Raw genomic sequence first — 22,077 nt, 5'->3', positions numbered from 1 at the left:
ATCGTGCACCCTCCGAGCGACGTTGTCAATCGCCCGAATCCGCCGTTATCGAAGCGTCATCTTCGGGCGGAGATCGGCGCCGCGCACGACTCGCGGACGACGAGGGACGGCTCCAGATTCATGCCGTCAACGGCATCCACCGCGACGTCCGGCGCGCCGATCGCGCGCAGCAGCGCGATCATGGCGCGCTCCCCCAGCCCCGCGAACTGCTGGTGCACCGTCGTGAGCGGCGGCCACCCGTGGGCGGCGAGCGGGATGTCGTCGAAGCCCACGACGCTCACCTGACGCGGAACGTCGACGCCCACCTCGCGGAAGCCGTGGATCATGCCCAGCGCCATGGCGTCGTTCGCCGCGAAGACGGCGGTGAAGTCGAGCCGCCGCGACAGCTCCACGGCGGCGTGATAGCCGAAGTCCGCCGTCCAGTCGCCGAGGATGGGAGGTCGCGTCGGCAGATCGGCGTCGGAGAGCGCGTGCAGGTAGCCCTGCATCCGACTCTCCGCCTCGATCCAGTCCTGAGGGCCGGCCAGATGCACGATCTCGGCATGGCCGAGGCCGATGAGGTGCTCGGTCGCGAGGCGGGCCCCCCGCACCTGGTCGTCGGCGAGCTCGGCGATCCCGCGCTCGGCGCTGTGCAGTCCGAGGTAGGGGATGTCCACGTCGAGTTCGGCGAGCACGTCGAACACCCGCACTTGCGGCGCGTGCACGATGATGCCCTCGACCGACTGGCGTCGCAGGTGCTCGACGGCGGCGGCGATGGTCTCCGGACGCGTGTCGCGCAGATAGGCGGAGTTCACCCAGTAGCCGCGTTCGCGGGCCGCATCCTCGAGCGCGGCGAGACTCGACGACGGACCGTACTCCCCGCGCGAGCCCAGCACGACGCCCAGCGTCTGCGATCGGCTCGTGACGAGGGCGCGCGCGGCCTGGTTGGGCCGGTACTTCAGATCGGCCATCGCGTCGAGCACGCGCTGCTTGGTCTCCGGCCGGATCGAGGGGTGCCCGTTGAGCACTCTGGAGACGGTCTGGTACGACACGTCGGCGGCACGCGCGACGTCGCGGATGCTCGCGCTACGCGCCTTCTCCTCGCCAGCCGACACGGTGCCCTCGCCTTCGATGTGCACGTTCACATTACCGCGGTCGCGGGCTCGCCGTCACGCCGCACGGCGCCGGCGCACCGCGATGGCGATGCACAGGACGAGCGTCGCGGCGCCCCACACGGCGCACGCCGGTGGCAGCACCCGGTAGGCCAGGTGCTGCACGGTCCACGCGGACGTGAACGGACCGTGGACGACGACGCCGATCGCCCAGGCGCACACCAGGACGAGCGGCAGCGACAGCCACCACGACCAGCGGACGGCCGCGGGGATGCCGGTGGCCGGGGTGGACGGCGGACGACGGCGCAGCCACAGGAACGCGGCCACGGCCAGCACGATCAGACCGAACGCGCTCGAGCCGTACTGCAGCCACTTGAGGCCGAGCAGAGGCCCCCAGCGCTCGTCGAGGGCGGGGAACAGAGTCGTCCCCCATCGCCCCTCGTGCGTGAACGCGTCCCACGCGATGTGGGAGGCGACGCCCAGCAGCAGCGAGAGCGCGGCCAGCAGTGCCGAGGCCCACGCGGGCCGGCGGCTCCACCACGCGGGGATGCCGACACGGTCCCACTCCGCCGGCAGCCGCGCGGCGAGCCAGGTCGGCGACAGCGCCCGCACGGCGGGACGCAGCAGGAGGTACCACAGCACGGTCAGTCCGGCGGCGATGAGGGTGGACACGGCGAGGTTCGTGTGCGTCAGCTGGTACGACACCGGCGTCCCGCGGACGAACAGCGGGAGGTCGGGCGTCATCGCCCCGATCGCGATCGCCGCGGGCAGCAGCGGCGTGCGCACGAACGGCAGCGCCACCACGGCGTGCGAGACGGTGAACGGCATGCGACTCCCGGCGTTCGGCGGCGAACCGGATCAGACCGCGGGCGCGACGAAGAGCCCGGCGAGGGTCTTCTTGCCGCGGCGCAGCACCGCGACTCCACCCGGCAGCGTGCCCGTGATCGCCGTGGACTCGTCGTCGATCTTGACCCCGTCGAGGCTGACCCCGCCCTGGGCGATGGAACGGCGCGCCTCGCTGAGGCTCGTGCACAGGCCCGTCTCCACGAGCGCCTGCACGACCGTCGTCCCGGCGGCGATGGCGGCGTGCGGCAGCTCCTCCAGCGCGGTGCGCAGCGTCGCCGCGTCGAGCGCGGACAGATCCCCCGCTCCGAACAGCGCCTCGGATGCCGCGATCACGGCGGCCGCGGCCTCCGGGCCGTGCACCGTCGTGGTCACCTCGAGGGCGAGACGCTTCTGCGCCGCGCGACGGAACGGCTCCGCCGCGACGAGCTCGGCGTACTGCTCGATCTCGGCGCGGGTGAGGAACGTGAAGATCTTGAGGCGCTCGACGACATCCGCATCGTCGGTGTTCAACCAGAACTGGTACATGCGGTACGGGCTGCACATCGCGGCATCCAGCCAGATGGCGTTGCCCTCGCTCTTGCCGAACTTCGTGCCGTCGCTGTTCGTGATCAGCGGGGTGCCGATCGCGTGCACGGAGGTGCCCTCGACGCGGTGGATGAGGTCGGCGCCGCTCGTGAGGTTGCCCCACTGGTCGGATCCGCCGGTCTGCAGCACGCACCCGTACTGGCGGTGCAGCTCGAGGTAGTCCATCCCCTGCAGGATCTGGTAGCTGAACTCGGTGTAGCTGATGCCGGCTTCGGAGTTCAGGCGGGCCGCGACGGCATCCTTCTTGAGCATCGTGCCGACGCGGTAGTGCTTCCCGATCTCGCGGAGGAAGTCGATCGCGCTCATCGGCGCGGTCCAGTCGAGGTTGTTCACCATGCGCGCGGCGTTGTCGCCCTCGAAGCTGAGGAACCGCTCGACCTGCGCGCGCAGCGCGGCGACCCACTCGGCGACCGTGTCCTTGGTGTTGAGGGTGCGCTCGGCGGTCGGGCGCGGGTCGCCGATCAGTCCGGTCGAGCCTCCGACGAGGCCCAGGGGACGGTGCCCGGCAAGCTGCAGACGGCGCATGAGCAGCAGCTGCACGAGGTTGCCGAGGTGCAGGCTGGGCGCCGTCGGGTCGAAACCGCAGTAATACGTGATCGGCTCGCCGCCCAGCAGATCGCGCAGAGCGGTCTGGTCGGTGGACACGTGCACGAGTCCGCGCCAGACGATCTCGTCCCAGACGTTCTCGAACGACGGATCGTTGGCGGGGGCCAGTGCGCGCGCGGGCGCGGAGGCACTCACGAAGGCGGTTTCAGACACGCGACCCAGGCTAGCAGCGCCGGATGCCGGGGCCCGGGCCCGCCGACGCCGCCGGGTCGGAGGCGCGTGCGAGACTGACGGGCATGGACCCGCAGACCGACGCGATCGTCACGACGATCGTCGTGATCGCCGTCTTCGCCGCACTCTGCGCCGCCCTCGTGCTCGTCACGCTCTCCCTCCGCCGCCCACGCGGCGCGATGCTGGCGGCCGCGGCGGCGATCGTGGCGGTGGCCCTGGTCGTCCTCAGCATCCTCCCGTTCACGGTCCCGGTCGTCTTCGGCGTGCTGCTGGCCCTTCCCGGCGTCGCGCTCGCGGTGGTCGGCGGCGACCCGTTCACCCGCTGGGTGCTGGGGATCGCGGACGGCGGACGCACCTCGGTGGGGCCGCGCGGCGGCATCCTCGTCGAGATGATGGCCGAGAGCGCGGGCGGCCCTCCGCGCGAGGAGGAGATCCTCCGCGGCGGCACGACGATCGGCTACCTCGAGCGGGCGTGCACCGCCCTCGGGATCGTGGCGGGCTTTCCCGGCGCGGTCGCGGTGGTCGTCGCGGTGAAGGGCGTCGGCCGCTTCACCGAGCTCGCGACCCCCGCCGCGCGCGAGCGGTTCATCGTCGGCACGCTGGCGAGCCTGCTCTGGGCGTGCGCCGTGGCCGGCGTCGTGTGGCTCGCGATCTGGTGACTCAGCTGCCCGGTTCGACGTCCGCGGCCTCGATCAGCTGGCGGAATCCCTCGATCAGCGCCGCGGCGCCCGCGGAGCCGAGGGCCTGCGAGACGGCCGACTGGGTGATCCCCTCGGCCGATGCGAGTTCGGCCTGCGTCGCTCCGCGCAGCCGGCCGTAGGTCAGGCGTCGGGCGCGCGCGGTCATCTCGCTGACGATGCGATCGCGGGCCAGGAGGTAGGCGTTCGCGACCCGAATGCCGGGGTCGGCGACATCGGCGTCGGCGGCGATCCACGTGCGCGCGCCGGGGATCGTCCGCGCCTGCTTGGCGTGGATGACGTCGATCGCCTCCCGCGCCGCCCACCAGCCGGGGCCTTCGGCGAGCGCGCCGACGCGGGAGGGGACCTCGCCGAGCGCGCCGACGCCGATGCCGAACCGGCAGTCGATGCCGTCCGGCAGGGCCAGCCGGAGCATGAGCAGGGCGGCCATCGCGGCCTCCAACGACGGATAGACGCCCTGCAGCTCGTCGCCGACCGTGGGACGCAGGGCGCGCTCGGCGAGCGGGAGATCGTCCTCGACCCGCGCCACGGCGTCTTCGAGCGCGCGTTGCGCACCCGCCCGATCGGGGAGGGTGCGCGATCCGACGATGTCGGCGATGACGGCGACGCTCATGCGACCAGCATATAGCTGATATTCCTGAATTATCAGGCTCTGGCTGTTATTTCGGATCGATCAGCGTATGCGCCGCGCTCTGCGCCCGCGCCACGAGCTCGGCGCGCTGCTCCGCCACCCGCACCCCGGCGGTGCCGCCGGCCCCCGTCCGGCTGGAGACCGACCCTTCGATCGAGAGCACCTGCCGCACCGCCGGTGTCAGCTGCGGCGACACCTCGGCGAGGAGCGCGTCGTCGGCATCCTCGAGGCCGATGCCCCGGTCTTCGCACGCCCGCACGAGGGCGCCGGAGATCTCGTGGGCGTCGCGGAACGGCACGCCCTGCTTCACGAGCCACTCCGCGACATCCGTGGCGAGGGAGAAGCCGGCCGGCGCGAGCGCCGCCATCCGCTCCGTATCGAAGCGCAGCGTGGCGATCATCCCGGCGAAGGCGGGGAGCACGGTCTCCAGCGTGAGCACCGAATCGAAGACGGGCTCCTTGTCCTCCTGCAGATCGCGGTTGTAGGCCAGCGGCAGCGCCTTCAGCGTCGCGAGCAGTCCGGACAGGTTGCCGATGAGCCGGCCCGCTTTGCCGCGCGCGAGCTCGGCGATGTCGGGGTTCTTCTTCTGCGGCATGATGCTCGAGCCCGTGGAGTAGCCGTCGTCGAGGGTGACGAAACCGAACTCGCGGGTGTTCCAGATGATGACGTCCTCGGCGAAACGCGAGATGTCGACCGCGATCATCGCGGCGATGAAGGCGAACTCGGCGACGACGTCGCGCGCGCTCGTGCCGTCGAGGGAGTTCTCGGCGGGCCGGTCGAGCCCCAGCCGATCGGCCACCAGCTGCGGGTCGAGACCGAGCGTCGCGCCGGCGAGCGCTCCCCCGCCGTAGGGCGAGACGGCGGCACGCGCCGACCAGTCGCGCAGGCGCTCGAGGTCGCGCACGAGCGGCCAGCCGTGGGCCTGCAGGTGGTGCGCCAGCAGGATCGGCTGCGCGTGCTGCAGGTGCGTGCGACCGGGCATGATCGCGTCGGGGTGCGCGTCCGCCTGCGCGACGATCGCGTCGATCACGCGCAGCAGATCGCGGGCGATGACGCGCGCGTGGTCGAGCAGATAGAGCCGCACCAGCGTCGCGATCTGGTCGTTGCGGCTGCGACCGGCGCGCAGCTTGCCGCCGAGCGCGGGGCCGATCTCCGCGATGAGCGCGGCCTCGAGGGCGCCGTGGACGTCCTCGTCGCCGGGCTGCGCGACCAGGGTGCCGTCCTGCACGGCGGCGGCGAGGGCGTCGAGACCGGCGTGCATGCGGGCCTCCTCGTCGCCCGTCAGGTAGCCCGCCGCGGCGAGCGCAGCGGCGTGCGCGTGCGAGCCGGCGAGGTCGTAGGGCGCGAGCACCCAGTCGAAGTGGGTCGAGCGGCTGAGTGCCGCCAGCTCCGGCGAGGGGCCGGAGGCGAAGCGCGCCCCCCAGAGGGCGCCGTCGTTCGTGCCGTGCGGTGTCGTTTCGCTCACCGCACCAGCCTACCGAGCGCCGCGTCGCCGCCCGCCGCACCCCTTCATCCGTCCCGTGTGGTCGCGTCTCGGCATCCGAGACGACCACACGGGACGGATGAGCGAGCGGCGCCGCCTCCTCCCCCGCGCGGGTGCGGCGGAGGGCGTCCACGGAGGGGGGCGGGGAGGGAGGGCGCGGGTGGGGCGGGCGGGCACGCTGGGGGCATGAGCCGCGAGCCGTCGCCGTTGCCGCAGACCCTGCCGGACGCCTTCGCGGTGCGCGCCGCTCGCGATGCGGGGGTCACGGTGCGGCGCCTGCGCGCACGGGATCTGGACGCTCCGTTCCGCGGCGTGCGGATGCGCCGCTCCGCGGAGGATCGCGACGCCGACGATGCGTCGCCGACGGCGCACGAGAGCAGCCGGATGCGGCGGACGATCCTGCGCACGCGCGCATCCGCGACGCCCTGCGGCGCGGAGCGGGTTCGTCCGTCCCGAGTGGTCGTGTCGCGGCATCCGAAGCGACGTGAGGGGACGGATGAACGCTCAGGCGGGGACCGCGAGACGCGTCGCCAGCGCGAGGGCGCGCTCCAGCGGGCCGCGGCCGAGCAGCAGCGCCCACGCGGTGCAGAACACGACGGTGACGACGACGAACGGCCAGAACGGCTGGAGGGCACGGAAACCCGAGAGGTCGCCGACATCGCCGAGCGCGAGGGATGCCCACGCCGCCCAGACGAGGATCTGCCCCACGTATGCCGTCAGGGGCATCGAGCCGATCGCACGGATCGGCAGCAGAGCGGACGACGCGACCGGCAGACGGCAGACGAGCAGGCAGAGCCCGATCACGGCGAGCGCGAAGCCGCCCGACCCGACGGCTTCGAGGAGCCCTCCGGAGTGCGCCGCGTCGGAGAGCACGAGCCCGAGGTACGAATCGGGCGGGAACGACGCCACGGCGGATGCCGCGCCCGCCACGACCGCGCAGCCGACCCCGACCGCGACGAGGGCCACGACCGTGCGGGTGGCGCGCAGGTCGGACCGCGCCGCCGCGATGCCCGCGATCATGAACGCGGCCCAGAGCGGGAACGGGTAGTGCCAGCCGAGCAGCAGCACGAGATCGCCGCCGACCGGACCGGCCGCGGCCAGCGCGCCGTCGAGCACCGGCAGCACCCACGGCGCGACCAGCGCGATGGCGGCCGCGATCGTCCACAGCGTACGCGCCGACAGGCCCACCAGCGGCAGCGCCAGCAGGAACAGGATGCCGTAGGCCTGCAGGATCACGTAGACGGGGACCCCGGTCGCGTTCAGGAGCATGCCGATGGCCCAGATGATCGCGGCGCGCACCGCGAGGCGGCGCCGTGCCACCGAGAGCACGGCACCGGATGCCGGACGCGTGCCGGCCGTGCCCGGGGTCGCCGTCATCAAGGCGATCGAGATGCCCGCCACGGTCGCGAACAGGATCGACGAGCGCCCGTTGACGACATCGACCCACGTCGACGGCTGCCACGGGTCGAACGCGTCGATGACCAGCAGATGGGCGGCGAACATGCCGAGCACCGCCAGGCCGCGCGCGAGATCGACTCCCACCAGGCGCCCGGACCCGCCCAGGTGGCGGTCCCGGTGCGCGGGGGCGGTCGTCATCGTCTCGGGTCTTCGCCGCGCGCCCCGGTCACTGCTGACGCAGCAGCCAGACCAACAGCGCCTTCTGGGCGTGCAGGCGGTTCTCGGCCTCGTCCCAGACGACGCTCTGCGGGCCGTCGATCACGTCGGCATCCACCTCGTAGCCGCGATCGGCGGGCAGGCAGTGGATGAAGATCGCCGCGGGATCGGCCAGCGACATCGTGTGCTGCGTCACCTTGTAGCCGCCGAGGTCGTGGACGCGCTGGATCTTCTCCTCCTCCTTGCCCATCGACACCCAGGTGTCGGTGACGACGACGTCCGCTCCCGCGGCCGCGGCCTCGGGGTCGGTGAAGAGGGTGACCGAGCCGCCGGTGGTCGCCGCGATGCGCTCGGCGTCGGCGACGACATCGGCACGCGGGGCGTAGGCGGCGGGCGAGGCGACGCGCACGTGCATCCCCGCCGTCACGCCCGCCAGCACGTAGGAGTGGCCCATGTTGGAGGTGCCGTCGCCGAAGAACGTGAGCGTCAGCCCCTTCAGCTCGCCCTTGTGCTCGCGGATCGTCAGCAGGTCGGCGAGCAGCTGACAAGGGTGGAAGTCGTCGCTGAGCGCGTTGACGACCGGCACGGTGGTGCCGCGCGCCATCTCCTCGAGCCCCGCCTGCGCGTAGGTGCGCCAGACGATCGCGGCGACCTGCCGCTCCAGCACACGAGCGGTGTCGGAGGGGGTCTCCTTGCCGCCGAGCTGGCTGTTCGCCGTCGAGATCACCAGCGGCGAGCCGCCGAGGTCGGCGATGCCGACCGCGAACGAGACGCGCGTGCGGGTGGAGCTCTTGTCGAAGATGACCGCGACGGTCTGCGGCCCCTCGAGGGGCTTCAGCTTCCAGCGATCCTTCTTGAGCGAGACCGCGAGGTCGAGGATCTCGGCCTGCTCGGCCGGGCTGAGGTCGTCGTCGCGGAGCAGATGGCGGGTCATGCGGAGGCCTCCGGGGTCGAGGTGGGGGTTTCGGTGTCGTCGAGCACGAGAGCGTCGGCGACGGTGCTGAGGGCGCGCGCGAAGAGGTCGACGAACTCGTCGATCTCCACGTCGCCGATGGTGAGAGCCGGCGCGATGCGCACGGTGCTGTCGTTGGCCGCGTTGACGATGAGCCCGTGCTGCTGGGCGGCCGCGACGACGGCGCCGGCGACGGGGTGGCGCAGGGCCACGCCCAGCAGCAGTCCGCGTCCGCGGCATCCGTCGATCAGCGGCGAGGCGAGGGACTCGATCGCCGCGCGCAGCTGCACGCCGCGGACGGCCGCGTTCTCGACCAGGCCCGCACGCTCGATCTCGCCGAGCACGGCGAGCGACGTCGCGGTCGCGAGAGGGTTGCCCCCGAAGGTCGAGCCGTGCGTGCCCGGGTAGAAGAGGTCGCTCGCCGCGCCGAACGTGATGAGCGCACCGATCGGGAAGCCGCCACCGATGCCCTTGGCGACGGTGATGGCGTCGGGGACGATCCCCTCGTGCTGGAACGCGAACCAGGCTCCGGTGCGTCCGGCACCGGTCTGGATCTCGTCGATGATCAGCAGCGCACCGTGTCGCGCCGTGATCTCCCGCGCCGCCGTGAGGTAGCCCTCCGGCAGCGGGACGACCCCGGCCTCGCCCTTGATGGGCTCGACGAACAGCGCGGCGACGTCGTCGCCCATCGCGGCCTCGAGGGCCTCCACCGTGGAGTCGAGGAACTCGACGCCGGGGACCATCGGCAGGAACGGCGCCTGCATGTAGGGCTTGCCGGTGAGGGCGAGGGTGCCCATCGTGCGGCCGTGGAAGGCGTCCTTCAGCGCGAGGATGCGGGGGCGCGCCGCGCGCGCACCGTCCGCCGCCCCGCCCGCCGCTCCGTGGAGGCGCGCGAGCTTGAAGGCCGCCTCGTTCGCCTCGGCTCCGGAGTTGGCGAAGTAGACGCGTCCGGCGTCGCCCGCGCCGGTGAGGCGCTTGAGCTCGGCGGCGAGCGCCAACTGCGGCGGCGTCGCGAAGAAGTTCGACACGTGCGAGAGGGTGGCGGCCTGGCGTGCGACGGCATCCACGAAGACGGGGTGGGCGTGACCGAGCGAGGTCACGGCGATGCCGCCGAGGAAGTCGAGGTAGCGGCGGCCGTCGGCGTCCCACAGCGACGAGCCCTCACCGCGGACGAAGAGGGCCATCCGGTCGCCGGCGTTGCGGACGAGATCGCGCCCGGCGTCCTCCTGCCACATCGTCGCTGCCGTCGTCTGCTCCTGCACGCCGCTCACTGCGCCACCACCTCTGTTCCGATTCCCTGTTCCGTGAAGATCTCCACCAGCACCGAATGGGGCTGGCGTCCGTCGATGATCGCCGCCGTGTCGACGCCGCCGTCGACCGCGTCGAGGCACGCCTGCATCTTCGGGATCATCCCCGACTCCAGGCGCGGCAGCATCGCGCGCAACTCGTCGGCCGTCAGATGCGAGACGAGCGAGTCGCGATTCGGCCAGTCGGCGTAGAGTCCCGCGACGTCGGTCAGCACGACGAGTTTGGCGGCACCGAGCGCGACGGCGAGGGCGGCGGCCGCGGCATCCGCGTTGACGTTGAGCGACTGCCCGGGGTGGTCGAGATCCGGCGCGATCGAGGACACCACGGGGATGCGGCCGGCGGCGAGCTGGTCGAGCACCGGCTGCGGGTCGACGCGCACGACGTCGCCGACGGCACCGAGGTCGTGCTCGGTGCCGTCGATCACGACACCGCGGCGGCGGCCGTGGAACAGTCCGGCATCCTCGCCCGAGAGCCCCGCCGCGAACGGACCGTAGGCGTTGATGCGCGCCACCAGCTGGGGGTTCACCTGCCCGGTGAGCACCATCCGCACGACGCTCATCGCCTCGGTGGAGGTGACCCGGTACCCGCCCTTGAACTCGCTCGGGATCGCGAGGCGGTCGAGCATCTGCGAGATCTGCGGACCGCCGCCGTGCACGACGACGGGCTTCACGCCCACGAAACGGAGGTAGGCGATGTCCTGCGCGAACGCGTCCTGCAGCTCCTCGGAGACCATGGCGTTGCCGCCGTACTTGATGACGATGATCTGGTCGCGGAAGCGCTGCAGCCAGGGCAGCGACTCGATGAGGACGGCGGCCTTCTCGGCGGCCTCCTTGGGCGTCGTGTGCTGGATCTTCTCGGTCATGAGCTGTACGCGCTGTTCTCGTGGACGTAGTCGTGCGTCAGGTCGTTGGTGAAGATGGTCGCCGCGGCATCCCCCGCTTTGAGGTCGATGAGCACGTCCGTCGCGCGCGGGGTGAGGTCGACCTCCTCACGCGGGCGGTCGGGGGCACCCGCGCTGCACAGCCGCACGCCGTTGAAGCTCACGTCGACCAGGTAGGGGTCGAAGGCCGCCTGCGTCGTGCCGATCGCGGCGAGGACCCGGCCCCAGTTGGGGTCGTTTCCGAAGATCGCGGCCTTGAAGAGGTTGTTGCGGGCGACCGAGCGGCCGACCTCGACGGCGTCGTCCTCGGATGCCGCGCCCACGACCCGGATCGTGATGTCGTGGCTCGCGCCCTCGGCGTCCGCCTGCAGCTGGACCGCGAGGCTCGTGCAGACCTCGATGAGCGCCGCGCGGAAGGCGGCGGCATCGGGCGTCACGCCGCTGGCGCCGCTGGCCAGGAGGGTGACCTGGTCGTTGGTGGACATGCAGCCGTCCGAGTCGAGCCGGTCGAAGCTCACGCGCGTCGCCGCACGCAGGTGCGCGTCGGCGTCGGCGGCGGCGAGCACCGCATCGGTCGTGAGGACGACGAGCATCGTCGCCAGGCCCGGGGCGAGCATGCCCGCGCCCTTCGCCATCGCGCCGATGGTCCACCCGTCCCCCTCGAACACGCTGGTCTTGGGCACGGTGTCGGTGGTCATGATCGCGCGCGCCGCGTCGTCGCCGCCGTCGTCCGACAGCGCCGCGATCGCCGCCTCGGTGCCGGCGAGCACCTTCGCGCGGAAGACCTCGTCGCCGGTGCCGATCAGCCCGGTGGAGCAGACGAGCACATCGCCGGGGCTCACGTCCAGCAGCTCCGCGGCCTTCTCGGCCGTCTGGTGCGTCGTCTGGAAGCCGAACGCGCCGGTGAAGCAGTTGGCACCGCCGGAGTTCAGCACGACGGCCTCGACCGTCGCGTCCTGGATGGCCTGCTGCGACCACAGGATCGGGTTCGCCTTGGCGCGGTTGCTGGTGAACACGGCGGCACCGACCTTGAGCGGGCCGCGGTTGACGACGACGGCGACGTCGGGCTTGCCGGTCGATTTGAGGCCGGCGACGACGCCGGCGGCGGCGAATCCTGCGGGGGCGGTGACGCTCACGGTGCCACTCCGTTCACGGTCAGGCCCGTGGCCTCGGGAAGGCCGAGGGCGATGTTCATCGACTGGATGGCGGCACCCGCGGTGCCCTTGACGAGGTTGTCGACCGCCGTCACGACGACGACGCGGCCGGCGGGGCGGTCGATCGCGAGTCCGACGAGCGCCGTGTTGGCGCCGAGGACGTCCGCCGTCCGGGGGAACTGTCCCTCGGGAAGGAGCTGCACGAACGTCTCCGACCCGTAGGCGTCCTCCCACGCGGCGCGGATCTCGGCATCCGTCACCCCGTCGACGATCGGCGCCGTGGAGGTCGCCAGGATGCCGCGGGCCATCGGCACCAGCACCGGGGTGAACGAGATGCGCACGTCGGCGGCGGCGGGCGCCGCAGCGGTGAGCGCCTGCTGGATCTCCGGAATGTGGCGGTGCGTGCCGCCGACAGCATACGGGTTGGCGGAGCCGAGGATCTCGGACGCGAGCAGGGTGGTCTTCAGGCTCTTGCCGGCCCCGGACGGGCCGACGGCGAGGACGCTGACGATGTCCGACGGGTCGATGACGCCCGCGGCGACACCGGGGGCGAGGCTGAGGGCGACGGTCGAGGCGTTGCAGCCGGGGGCCGCGATGCGCGAGGCGCCGACGAGCGCGTCGCGCTGCTTGGCGCCGCCGGCCCCGACGAGGAGCTCGGGCACGCCGTAGGTCCACGGCTCGTGGAAGGCGCCGCCGTAGAACGCGTCCCAGGCCGCCGGGGAGGTCAACCGGTGGTCGGCGCCGGCATCGATCACGAGGGGCGTGTCGGCGAGCGCGTCGGTGTACTGGCCGGACTGGCCGTGCGGGAGCGCGAGGAAGACGACGTCATGGCCGGCGAGCACGTCGGGCGTGGTCGGCTGGAGCGTCAGGTGTGCGAGGGAGCGCAGGTGCGGCTGGTGCTGGACGAGCGCGTCGCCCGCGTTGCTGTGCGCGGTGACGGTCGTGATGCGGATGTCGGGATGAGCGGCGAGCAGGCGCAGGATCTCGCCGCCCGCATAGCCGGAAGCGCCGGAGACGGCGACCGAAAGGGTCATTGTTCAACCTTATTGTGACTGTGGTCTGCAGACGGTGGGCTCGAAACGGCGACACCGGCGGCTCGACCCGTCACGGCGACAGGGAGCTCGCGGGATCGCCTAGAGTCGGCGGCCGGCCTGGCGTCGGCGCGCGCGTCGCACCGTGGTGACGGTGAGAGGAGCGGCCGGATGCATGCGGCGACCGTATCGCGCGGACGGGGTGCGTCGCAAATCGGCCTCAGCCGCCCGCGCGGGCGGCGAGCAGCGCGCGCTCGTCGGCGCGGGTGAGGCCGGCCCGGCGCGGGCGATCGAGTCCGCGGGCGCGCTCGTCGGCGAGCACACGCTCCAGCGTCGCGCCGAGCGGCGTGAGCCGCCCGCCGAGCAGACGGAAGACCGCGTTCGATCGCGTCGCGAACCCGGGCATGCCCTCCGGCAGCCACAGCGGCAGCGAGCGCTCCCCCGCCCAGTGGGCCACCCCCTGGGCGACCAGCCAGTCGGGGGATGCCGCGACCACCTCCCCCGTGTGTCCCGCCGTCGCGCGGGCGGCCGCCAGCACCGTGTCCAGCGGCAGGGCGTCGCCGACGGCGTTGACGGCGCCCGTGAACCGCGCACCGCCCAGGGCGACGACGAAGCTCGCGAGGTCGTCGACGTCGATCACCTGCACCGGCGCCGCCGGCACGTCGGGCACGAGCACCGGCTCGGCTCCCGCGGCCGCGAATCGCGCGACCCAGTAGCCGAAGCGGTCGGTCGGATCGCCCGGTCCGACGATGAGCCCGGGGCGTACCACGGCGGCACGGTGGCCGCACGCGGCGCGGACCGCGGCCTCGGCGGCCGACTTCTCCCGCCGGTAGTCGCCTTCCTCGCCCGGTCCGGCGGGCGGCGCGAGCGGCGCGGTTTCGTCGGCGCCCACCACGTCGTCGTCCGCGTACGCCGACACGCTCGACACATAGGTCCAGTGCCGGGCGCGACCGCCCAGGGCGTCGACGGCCGCGCGCACGTGGGCGGCCGTGGAGGAGATGTCGACGACCTCGTCCCACTCGCGGTCCGCGAGGCTCTCGTAAGCGGAGGCGGAGGCGGAGTCGCGGTCGCCGACGACCAGCCGCGTGCCGTCCGGCACGGGGCGGCCTCCGCGCGCGAGACAGGTCACGGCGGCGCCGGCATCCCGCCACCGCCGAGCGATCCGGCCCGACAGCCACCCGGTGCCGCCGAGGACGAGGATCTCGGTCATGTCGTCGGGAACGCCTTGATGCGCTGCAGCAGATCCGGTCCGCTGCGATCGAGCGCGCGGCCGCCGAGCCACACGCCCAGCGCCGCCGCTCCCCCGCCGACGCCGATGCCGACGGCGAGCGCCACCCAGCCCCACAGCGGTGCACCCGTGACGAGACCCGCGATGGCGAACGCGATCGCCGGGGCACCGAGCACGAGGCACGCCCCCATCACGACGAAGACGAGCAGACCCGTGAGGAAGGTCTGCCCCGGCACGCTCTTGAAGGGGCTGTCTCCGGGCGCGGCGACGGGGCTGACGATCAGCGCCGACGAGACCGCGCTGACGCCGTACCCGCCGAGGAGCAGCCCGAGCGCGGCGCCGAGGATCGCAGGGAGCTCCGCCGAGCGACCGCCGACCGCGGTGGTGACGACCGCGACGAGGACCACCAGCGGGATGCCGATGCTCGCCGCACCGAGCGCCCGGCCGAGCCGGTCGTCGCGGCCGCGGATGCCGGTCGCGAGCACCGAGGCGAACGCGGTGCCGTCGTAGGACACGTCGGTGTACCCGGCGAGGCAGAGCACGAAGGCGACGAGGATCGCCGACGACGAGAACATGAACCCGTCGATGCCGCCGGTGAAGGCGAACAGCAGCGGGAACAGCGGCACCACCAGCAGCTGCCGCAGGTAGCGGGGATCGCGCAGCCACGCCGTGAGGGAGCGGGCCCAGGTCGCGCCGATGCCACCGGTCGGCATCCGACCGAACAGGCCCAGGGCACCGGAGCGGGCGACCTTGGCGGCGCGCTGTCGCGGCGCCGTCGTCGCGCCGTGCAGCGCACGCGCCCACAGCATCCAGAGCACTCCGAGCGTCGCGAGCGCGATCAGCAGCTTCAGCGCCGCGCTCCCCCACGCACCGGCCGCCACGTCGCCGGGGACCGCCCAGGTGGCCCCGATCGGGGTCCACGAGAGCACGCCGGCGATCTGCCGCACCTGCTCGCCGAGGTCGCGCGCCGAGCCCAGCAGCGCCAGCGTCCCCGTGATGATCGGCCCGGACATGATCAGCAGCACCAGCACGACGGTGCCGACGAGCTCGCGGCCGCGCCGGTTGCCGCCGAGCACGGTCGACAGCGCGGAGACGAGGCGCGAGGCCACGACGCACGTCAGCACGGCGAGCGCGATGCACGGCACCGCGACGAGGGCCGCGAGGGGCCAGCGCACCCAGAGCGCGACCGTCGCGAGCGCGGCGATGGAGGTCGCGATGCCCGGGATGCCGGTGAGCCCCGTGACAGTGAGGGCGAGCATGACCTGACGGGTGGTGAGCGGGAAGGGGGCGAGCTTGTCGGCATCCACCGTCGTGTCCATGCCGGTGACCAGCACCGGGCCGAGCACCCAGCCCAACAGCAGCGCGGAGCCGCCGGTCACGGCCACCGCGCGGGCGACGTCGAGGCTCTGGAAGACCGCGATCGCGACGAGGCCCGTGATCACCGACCCCAGGATGCCGAGCGCCCAGAGGATGCCGAAGCAGAAGCCGACGAGCTGCCACGGCCGGCGGGCGAGCGTGTTGCCGAGGATGCGGTAGCGCAGCCTCAGGACTGTCGCAACCACTGCGGGCCCTCCGAGGTGTGGCGGCCGCCGACCAGCGACAGGAAGCGGTCCTGCAGGCTCTCGCCCGCGCGCACCTCGTCGACCGTGCCGGCGGCGAGGACGCGGCCGGTCGCGATGATCGCGACGTGGTCGCACATGCGCTGCACGAGGTCCATCGAGTGGCTCGAGACGATGATCGTGCCGCCCGAGGACGTGTACGAGCGCAGGACGTCCTCGATGTTGGCGGCCGACACCGGGTCGACCGACTCGAACGGCTCGTCCAGCACGAGCAGGCGCGGGGCGTGCACGAGCGCGCAGGCCAGCGCCACCTTCTTGGTCATGCCGGCCGAGTAGTCGGCGACGATCGTGCCGGCGGCCTCACCGAGATCCATGAGCGCGATCAGGTCGGACACGCGCCCGGCGATCTGCTCCCGGGGCACCGAGAACATCATCGCGGTGTACGTGAGCAGCTGCTCCCCCGTCAGGCGGTCGAACAGACGCACGCCGTCGGCGAGGTTTCCGATCATCGCCTTGGCGCGCACCGGATCGGCCCACACATCGACGCCGTGCACCCACGCCGTCCCGGCATCGGGGCGCAGCAGTCCCGTCGCCATCGACAGGGTCGTCGTCTTCCCGGCGCCGTTGGGACCGACGAGTCCGTAGAACGAGCCCGGTGGGACGAGGAGGTCGACACCGGCGACCGCGGTCTTGTCGCCGAAGCGCTTGACGAGGCCCGCGAGCTGCAGGGCGGGGACCAGCTGGGTGTCAGTCATCCCCACCGAGCCTAGCCCGACCGGCGCGCGCGGTCACAGCCCCGTCGCCGACGCCGCGGCATCCGCCGGTGTCGGAGCGCGCCGGCACGATGGCCGCATCGCCGAAGCCCGAACTGCACGGGCCCCGACGCGTCACGCGGGACGCTCGACGCTCGACTCCGGCGTGTCGCGCAAGAGGGCTTGCAGATCCGTCACGAGGGCCACGCGACGGCCCCGAGCGGGCGCTACTCCCGGATCGTCGCCGCGTAGCGCTGGGTCGCGACGGCGACGCCGGCGAGCTTGGCCTCCGTGGCCTCGGCCGCGGTGAGCGTGCGATCGGGCGCCCGGAACCGCAGCGCGAACGTCAGGCTCTTCGTGCCGTCGGCGAGTCCCGTTCCGCGATAGTCGTCGACGAGACGCACGGTCTCCAGCAGCGGGCCCGCGCCGTCGACGAGCGCCGCCTCGACGTCACCGGCGACGACGTCCGCGCCCACGACGAGCGAGACGTCCTGCGTCGCGGCCGGGTAGCCCGACAGCGACGGCGCGACCGCGGGAGCGCCCGCGAGAGCGAGGACGCGATCGAGATCGAGCTCGGCGACGTAGACCCGCCCGTGCAGGTCGGCGTCGGCGGCGACCTGCGGCAGCACCTCGCCGACGTAGCCGACCTCGACGCCGTCGACGGAGAGGATCCCGGTGCGTCCCGGGTGCAGCGCGGCGCGCCGGCCCTGGGCCACGTCGATGCGCACGCCCGCGGCGGCGGCGATCGTCTGCACCGCGAAGAGCGCGTCCGACAGTTCCGCCGCGACGGCCGGCTGACCCGGCTGCTTGGCGACGATGTCGCCGCCGAGGAGGACGGCCGCGTGGCGCGGCTGCGGCGGCAGCGAGGCGTTGAGGGCCGCGAGGGTCTCGTCATCGGGACGCACGGCGAGCGGCGGCACGGTCGCCGTGCCGTAGACGACGCCGTCTTCGGGGGTGAAGACGAGTCCCGTCTCGAACAGGGCCAGGTCGGTGAACCCGCGGGCCTGGTTGCGGTGCGCCACGGCCAGCAGCCCGGGGATGAGCGAGCGGCGTAGATACGGCGCCTGTCCGTCCAGCGGGTTCGCGAGCCGCACCGAGGCCACGGGCTCGCCGGAGGCCGAGCCGTGCAGCGCGTTCGCCTCGGCGGTCGAGAAGGGGAACGACGGCGTCTCGACGTAGCCGGCGGCCGCCAGGGCGTTGGCGACCCGACGACGCCCCTTCTGCAGCGCGGTCAGGCCGCGACCCGACGGGGGAGTCGGCAGGATCGACGGGATGCGGTCGAGCCCGTGGATGCGCGCGACCTCCTCGGCCAGCGTCCACTTGTCGGTGAGGTCGGGGCGCCACGTCGGCGGGATGACGATCCATCCGCCGCCGGGGATGTCGGCGGGCACGGCCTCGTCGAACACGACCCCGTCGACGAACGCCTCATCGACATCCGTCACCTCGCAGCCGATCATCTCGAGGGCGTCCGTGATCTCGGCATCCGTGTAGTCGACGCCGATGAGGGTCGGCACGAACGCACGCGGCAGGTCGATGCCCTCCACGAACACCTCGCCGAACAGCGCGCCGCCCAGCTCGGTGTCGAGAGTTCCGCCGGCGAGGTCGACCATCAGGTCGGCGACGCGGCGGGCGGCGACGAACGGCAGCAGCGGGTCGACGCCGCGCTCGAAACGGCGCGAGGCCTCGGACGGCAGCTTGTGGCGACGGGCCGTGCGCGCGATCGTGATCGGGTCGAAGGTCGCCGCTTCGATGAGCACGTTGCGCGTGGCATCCGTCATCTCGGTCGTCCCGCCGCCCATCACGCCGGCGAGGCCGATCGGGCCCGACTCGTCGGTGATGAGGAGGTCCTCGGCGCTGAGCGTCCGCTCCTTGCCGTCGAGGGTCGTGAGCTTCTCCCCCTCGCCGGCGCGCCGGACGGTGATGCCGCCCTGCAGCCGGTCGAGGTCGTACCCGTGGATCGGGTTGCCGAGCTCGAGCATGACGTAGTTGGTGATGTCGATCAGGATGCCGAGGGAGCGGATGCCCGCGAGGGTCAGCCGCGCCACCATCCAGGGCGGCGTGGGGCGGGTCGGATCGACCCCGCGCACGACGCGGGCGACGAACTCGCTCGCTCCGACGCGGCCCCGCAGCGGTGCCCGGTCGTCGACGACGATCGGGAATCCGCTGCCGGGCGCGACGTCCGCCCACTCGTGGTCGGCGGGGTCGCGGAAGGCGGCTCCGGTGGCGTGCGAGTACTCGCGCGCGATCCCGCGCAGCGACAGGGCGTAGCCGCGGTCGGGCGTGACGTTCACGTCGACCGCCACGTCGTCCAGGCCCAGCAGGGCGATCGCGTCGGCGCCCACCTCCGGGTCCAGTCCGAGCTCGACCAGACGCAGGATGCCGTTGTGCTCCTCACCGAGGCCGAGCTCGCGCGCCGAGGCGATCATGCCGTCGGAGACGTGGCCGTAGGTCTTGCGCGCCGAGATCGGGAACGGGCCGGGCAGGACGGCGCCGGGCAGCGACACGACGACCTTGTCGCCGGCGACGAAGTTGGAGGCGCCGCAGACGATGCCGCGGACGCCGCCGTTGGCCGCGCCCACGTCGACCTGGCACCACCTGATGGTCTTGCCGTTGGACTGGGGCTCCGCCTCGAAGGAGAGCACCTGGCCGACCACGACCGGACCGGTGATCTCGAAGCCGATCGCCTCTTCCTCCTCGAAGCCCACCGACACGAGCGCCGCGAAGACGTCGTCGGTCGTGGCATCCTCGGGAAGCTCGACGTACTCACGCAGCCACGACAGAGGGACGCGCATCAGACCACCATTCCGAACTGCTCGCTGAAGCGGACATCGCCCTCGGCCATGTCCCGCATGTCCTGCACGTCGGAGCGGAACATGAGCGTGCGCTCGATGCCCATTCCGAAGGCGAACCCGGAGTAGACCTCCGGGTCGATCCCGGCCGCGCGCAGCACGTTCGGGTTGACCATGCCGCAGCCGCCCCACTCGATCCAGCGCGCGCCGCCCTTGAAGGTCGGGTGCCACAGGTCGAGCTCGGCCGACGGCTCGGTGAAGGGGAAGAAGTTGGTGCGGAAACGCGTCTTCGCCTCGGCGCCGAACAGGACCTTCGCGGCGTGGTCGAGGGTGCCCTTGAGGTTCGCCATCGTGATGCCCTTGTCGACGACGAGTCCCTCGAACTGGTGGAAGGCAGGCAGGTGCGTGGCGTCGAACTCGTCGGTCCGGTACACCCGTCCGGGCGACAGCACGTAGATCGGCAGCTCACGCTCGAGCATCGAGCGCATCTGGACGGGACTGGTCTGCGTGCGCAGCACCAAGTGGCGCTCGACGGGATCCACGAAGAACGTGTCCTGCATCTGGCGCGCCGGGTGGTCGATGTCGAAGTTCAGCGCGTCGAAGTTGTACCACTCGTGCTCGAGCTCGGGTCCTTCGGCGATCTCCCATCCCATGCCGACGAAGAGGTCGGCGATCTCCTCCTGCAGGAGAGAGATCGGATGCCGGGCGCCGACGCGTCCCCGCGGCGCGATCGCCGTGATGTCGACCCGCTCGGCCTCGAGCTTCGCCGCGTTCTCCGCGGCCGCGAGCTCCTCCTCCCGGGCGACGAGCGCCTGCGTGACGCGCCCGCGCGCCTGGCCGACGAGCTTGCCGAACGCGGCCTTCTGCTCGTTCGGCACGTGACGCAGCTGCGCGTTCAGCTGCGCGAGGGGCGACCCCTCGCCGGCGTGGGCCGCGCGCGCCGCCTTGAGCTCGGCCGTGGAACCGGCCGCTGCGATCGCCGTCAGGGCGTCGGCGACGGCGGCATCCACGTTCTCGGCGGTGATCGCGGGAGTGATCTCGGGTGCGTCAGACACAAGAGAGGAGTCTACCGGCGGCGGCGCAGGCTGCCGGGACCGCGCCGGCGACCGCCCCGCGGATCACATCTGCGACGTGTTCCCCGGATCGAGCTTGCCCGCCCGCGCCTGCAGGGCGATGAGCTCGGTGTCGGTGCCACCGGTTCCCATCGGATGATGGGGCGCGCCCCCCTCGGCCGCCTGCTGCTGCTGACGCCGCTGGGACCGCTGTTCGATGCGGTACGCCACATAGCTGAGGGCCAGGCACATCGCCACGTAGATCGAGCCGCCGACGATCGCGGTCTGGATGAGAGGCGAGCTGTACACCGCGTTCGAGCCCAACAGCTTGATGACGTAGAGCAGCTCGGGGTAGGTGATGATGAAGCCGAGCGCCGTGTCCTTCAGGGTGACGACGAGCTGGGCGACGATGACCGGCATCATGGCGCGGATCGCCTGCGGAAGCAGGATCAGGCGGAGCACGCCGGCCTTGCGCAGACCGATCGCGTAGCCCGCCTCGCTCTGGCCGCGCGGCAGCGACTCGACGCCGGCGCGGATCACCTCCGCCAGGACCGAGCCGTTGTACGCGACGAGGGCGATCACGACCGCCCAGTACGGCTCCATCCGGATGCCGATGACCGGCAGACCGTAGTAGAGCAGCATCATGAAGACGAGGACGGGGACGGCGCGCAGGATCTCGGTGATCCAGCCGACGGGCACCCGGATCCACGTGTGCGCGGACAAGCGCCCGATCGCGAGGACGAAGCCGAGCACGAGCGCACCGGCCGCCGCCGCGGCGAAGGCCGCGAGCGTCGCGAGCGCGCCGTCGAGCAGCCGCTGCCAGATCGTCGCGTACGTGAAGATCTCCCATTTGTCGGCGGAGAACTGTCCGGTCGCGGCGAAGCGCCAGATCACCCACCCGGCGATCGCGAGGACGAGCAGGATCGTGGCGAGTCCCAGCACGCGGTTGCGGGCGACGGCGCGGGGACCGGGGACGTCGTAGAGGACGGAGCTCATCGTGCGACCTTCCATCGGCGTTCCATCGCTCGCTGCAGCCACGCGAGCAGCAGCACCAGGGCGACGAAGATGACCATGACCCACAGGAGGGTGACGAGCTGGTTCTCGCCGCGCTCGCTGAGGTTGCTGCGGACCGACCCCAGGTTGAGGACGGAGAAGCCGGCGGCCACGGTGGTGTTCTTCAACAGCGCGATGAGCACGCTCATCATCGGCGGGATGACCGAGCGGGTGGCCTGCGGCAGCACCACGAGCGTCATCACCTGACCGAAGGTGAGACCCAGCGCGCGGGCGGCTTCGGCCTGACCGACCGGCACGGTGTTGATCCCGGAGCGCAGCGTCTCGGCCACGTAGGTCGCCGTGTACACGCCGAGGGCGAGCGTCGCGAGCAGGATCGCGTCGATGCGCTCCCGCAGCAGGATCGGCAGGCAGAACGCGAAGAAGAACATGACCAGCGTCAGCGGGGTGTTGCGGATCCAGTTGACGTAGACGGCGCCCACCGCGCGCGCCGCCGGAATCGGCGAGACGCGCATCGCGCCGACGACGAAGCCGAGCACGAGCGCGAGGACGCCGCCGCCGAAGAACAGCACCAGCGTGCCGGTGAGGGCCTCTCCCCACAGGTCCAGGTTGTCGGTGATGACCTCCACCGCTCCG

Annotated in this window: 19 protein-coding genes; 1 reads left to right on the top strand and 18 read right to left on the bottom strand. The window is 72.4% G+C overall.

The window, feature by feature from the left end; all coding sequences use genetic code 11:
- Positions 1-56: 56 nt before the first annotated feature.
- From L0965_RS15300 to tyrS, 3 genes are read right to left on the bottom strand one after another with little or no spacing between them, the layout of a single operon-like run.
- Positions 57-1,124: a LacI family DNA-binding transcriptional regulator gene (locus tag L0965_RS15300; RefSeq protein WP_101306542.1), complete on the bottom strand. Its 1,068-nt coding sequence runs from the start codon at positions 1,122-1,124 to the stop codon at positions 57-59.
- 24 nt (positions 1,125-1,148) lie between these two features.
- Entirely contained in the window at positions 1,149-1,919 is a 771-nt protein-coding gene (locus tag L0965_RS15295) for a DUF4184 family protein (protein WP_101306543.1), read from the bottom strand.
- Between the two features lie 30 nt (positions 1,920-1,949).
- Positions 1,950-3,281: a tyrosine--tRNA ligase gene (gene tyrS / locus L0965_RS15290; protein ID WP_060959525.1), complete on the bottom strand. Its 1,332-nt coding sequence runs from the start codon at positions 3,279-3,281 to the stop codon at positions 1,950-1,952.
- 83 nt (positions 3,282-3,364) lie between these two features.
- Between tyrS and L0965_RS15285 the strand changes: the two genes are divergently transcribed.
- The gene (locus L0965_RS15285; RefSeq protein ID WP_060959524.1) at positions 3,365-3,958 is read left to right on the top strand and encodes a hypothetical protein; all 594 of its coding nucleotides are present in this window, start codon (positions 3,365-3,367) and stop codon (positions 3,956-3,958) included.
- 1 nt (position 3,959) lies between these two features.
- Here L0965_RS15285 and L0965_RS15280 read toward each other — a convergent pair whose 3' ends face one another.
- From L0965_RS15280 to L0965_RS15210, 15 genes are all read right to left on the bottom strand, one after another.
- Positions 3,960-4,610 carry a SatD family protein gene (locus tag L0965_RS15280; RefSeq protein ID WP_101306544.1) on the bottom strand — a complete coding sequence of 217 codons (651 nt, stop codon included), beginning with the start codon at positions 4,608-4,610 and terminating at the stop codon, positions 3,960-3,962.
- 46 nt (positions 4,611-4,656) lie between these two features.
- Complete coding sequence (gene argH / locus L0965_RS15275; RefSeq protein WP_101306545.1) at positions 4,657-6,093, bottom strand: argininosuccinate lyase; 1,437 nt, start codon at positions 6,091-6,093, stop codon at positions 4,657-4,659.
- Between the two features lie 522 nt (positions 6,094-6,615).
- Positions 6,616-7,707: a DUF418 domain-containing protein gene (locus tag L0965_RS15270; protein ID WP_101306546.1), complete on the bottom strand. Its 1,092-nt coding sequence runs from the start codon at positions 7,705-7,707 to the stop codon at positions 6,616-6,618.
- Positions 7,708-7,735: 28 nt separating this feature from the next.
- Positions 7,736-8,659 carry an ornithine carbamoyltransferase gene (gene argF, locus L0965_RS15265; RefSeq protein WP_101306547.1) on the bottom strand — a complete coding sequence of 308 codons (924 nt, stop codon included), beginning with the start codon at positions 8,657-8,659 and terminating at the stop codon, positions 7,736-7,738.
- Positions 8,656-9,939, bottom strand: coding sequence for an acetylornithine transaminase (locus tag L0965_RS15260; RefSeq protein WP_101307249.1), 1,284 nt, complete (start codon positions 9,937-9,939; stop codon positions 8,656-8,658). The genes argF and L0965_RS15260 overlap by 4 nt, the downstream gene beginning before the upstream one ends.
- A 5-nt stretch (positions 9,940-9,944) precedes the next feature.
- Positions 9,945-10,847 carry an acetylglutamate kinase gene (argB, locus tag L0965_RS15255; protein ID WP_101306548.1) on the bottom strand — a complete coding sequence of 301 codons (903 nt, stop codon included), beginning with the start codon at positions 10,845-10,847 and terminating at the stop codon, positions 9,945-9,947.
- Positions 10,844-12,001, bottom strand: a complete 1,158-nt coding sequence (gene argJ / locus L0965_RS15250; protein WP_101306549.1) for a bifunctional glutamate N-acetyltransferase/amino-acid acetyltransferase ArgJ — start codon at positions 11,999-12,001, stop codon at positions 10,844-10,846. The genes argB and argJ overlap by 4 nt, the downstream gene beginning before the upstream one ends.
- Positions 11,998-13,053, bottom strand: coding sequence for an N-acetyl-gamma-glutamyl-phosphate reductase (gene argC / locus L0965_RS15245; RefSeq protein WP_101306550.1), 1,056 nt, complete (start codon positions 13,051-13,053; stop codon positions 11,998-12,000). The genes argJ and argC overlap by 4 nt, the downstream gene beginning before the upstream one ends.
- 217 nt (positions 13,054-13,270) lie before the next feature.
- Entirely contained in the window at positions 13,271-14,260 is a 990-nt protein-coding gene (locus L0965_RS15240) for an NAD-dependent epimerase/dehydratase family protein (protein WP_101306551.1), read from the bottom strand.
- Positions 14,257-15,840, bottom strand: a complete 1,584-nt coding sequence (locus tag L0965_RS15235) for a hypothetical protein (protein WP_101306552.1) — start codon at positions 15,838-15,840, stop codon at positions 14,257-14,259. The genes L0965_RS15240 and L0965_RS15235 overlap by 4 nt, the downstream gene beginning before the upstream one ends.
- Positions 15,822-16,592: an ABC transporter ATP-binding protein gene (locus L0965_RS15230; RefSeq protein WP_060959514.1), complete on the bottom strand. Its 771-nt coding sequence runs from the start codon at positions 16,590-16,592 to the stop codon at positions 15,822-15,824. The genes L0965_RS15235 and L0965_RS15230 overlap by 19 nt, the downstream gene beginning before the upstream one ends.
- Before the next feature lie 224 nt (positions 16,593-16,816).
- A complete protein-coding gene (gene pheT, locus L0965_RS15225) occupies positions 16,817-19,381 on the bottom strand; it encodes a phenylalanine--tRNA ligase subunit beta (protein WP_101306553.1) in 2,565 nt (854 codons plus the stop codon).
- A complete protein-coding gene (gene pheS / locus L0965_RS15220) occupies positions 19,381-20,433 on the bottom strand; it encodes a phenylalanine--tRNA ligase subunit alpha (protein WP_101306554.1) in 1,053 nt (350 codons plus the stop codon). The genes pheT and pheS overlap by 1 nt, the downstream gene beginning before the upstream one ends.
- Positions 20,434-20,496: 63 nt before the next feature.
- Positions 20,497-21,426 carry an amino acid ABC transporter permease gene (locus L0965_RS15215; RefSeq protein ID WP_198553626.1) on the bottom strand — a complete coding sequence of 310 codons (930 nt, stop codon included), beginning with the start codon at positions 21,424-21,426 and terminating at the stop codon, positions 20,497-20,499.
- Positions 21,423-22,070, bottom strand: coding sequence for an amino acid ABC transporter permease (locus L0965_RS15210; protein ID WP_060959511.1), 648 nt, complete (start codon positions 22,068-22,070; stop codon positions 21,423-21,425). Before L0965_RS15210 ends, L0965_RS15215 begins: the two co-directional genes overlap by 4 nt.
- Positions 22,071-22,077 lie beyond the last annotated feature (7 nt).

The sequence above is a fragment of the Microbacterium sp. NFH-22A-Y genome (assembly GCF_021401375.1).
In the GTDB taxonomy this organism is placed as follows: domain Bacteria; phylum Actinomycetota; class Actinomycetes; order Actinomycetales; family Microbacteriaceae; genus Microbacterium; species Microbacterium hominis.
This window is presented reverse-complemented; position numbering and strand designations above follow the sequence as displayed.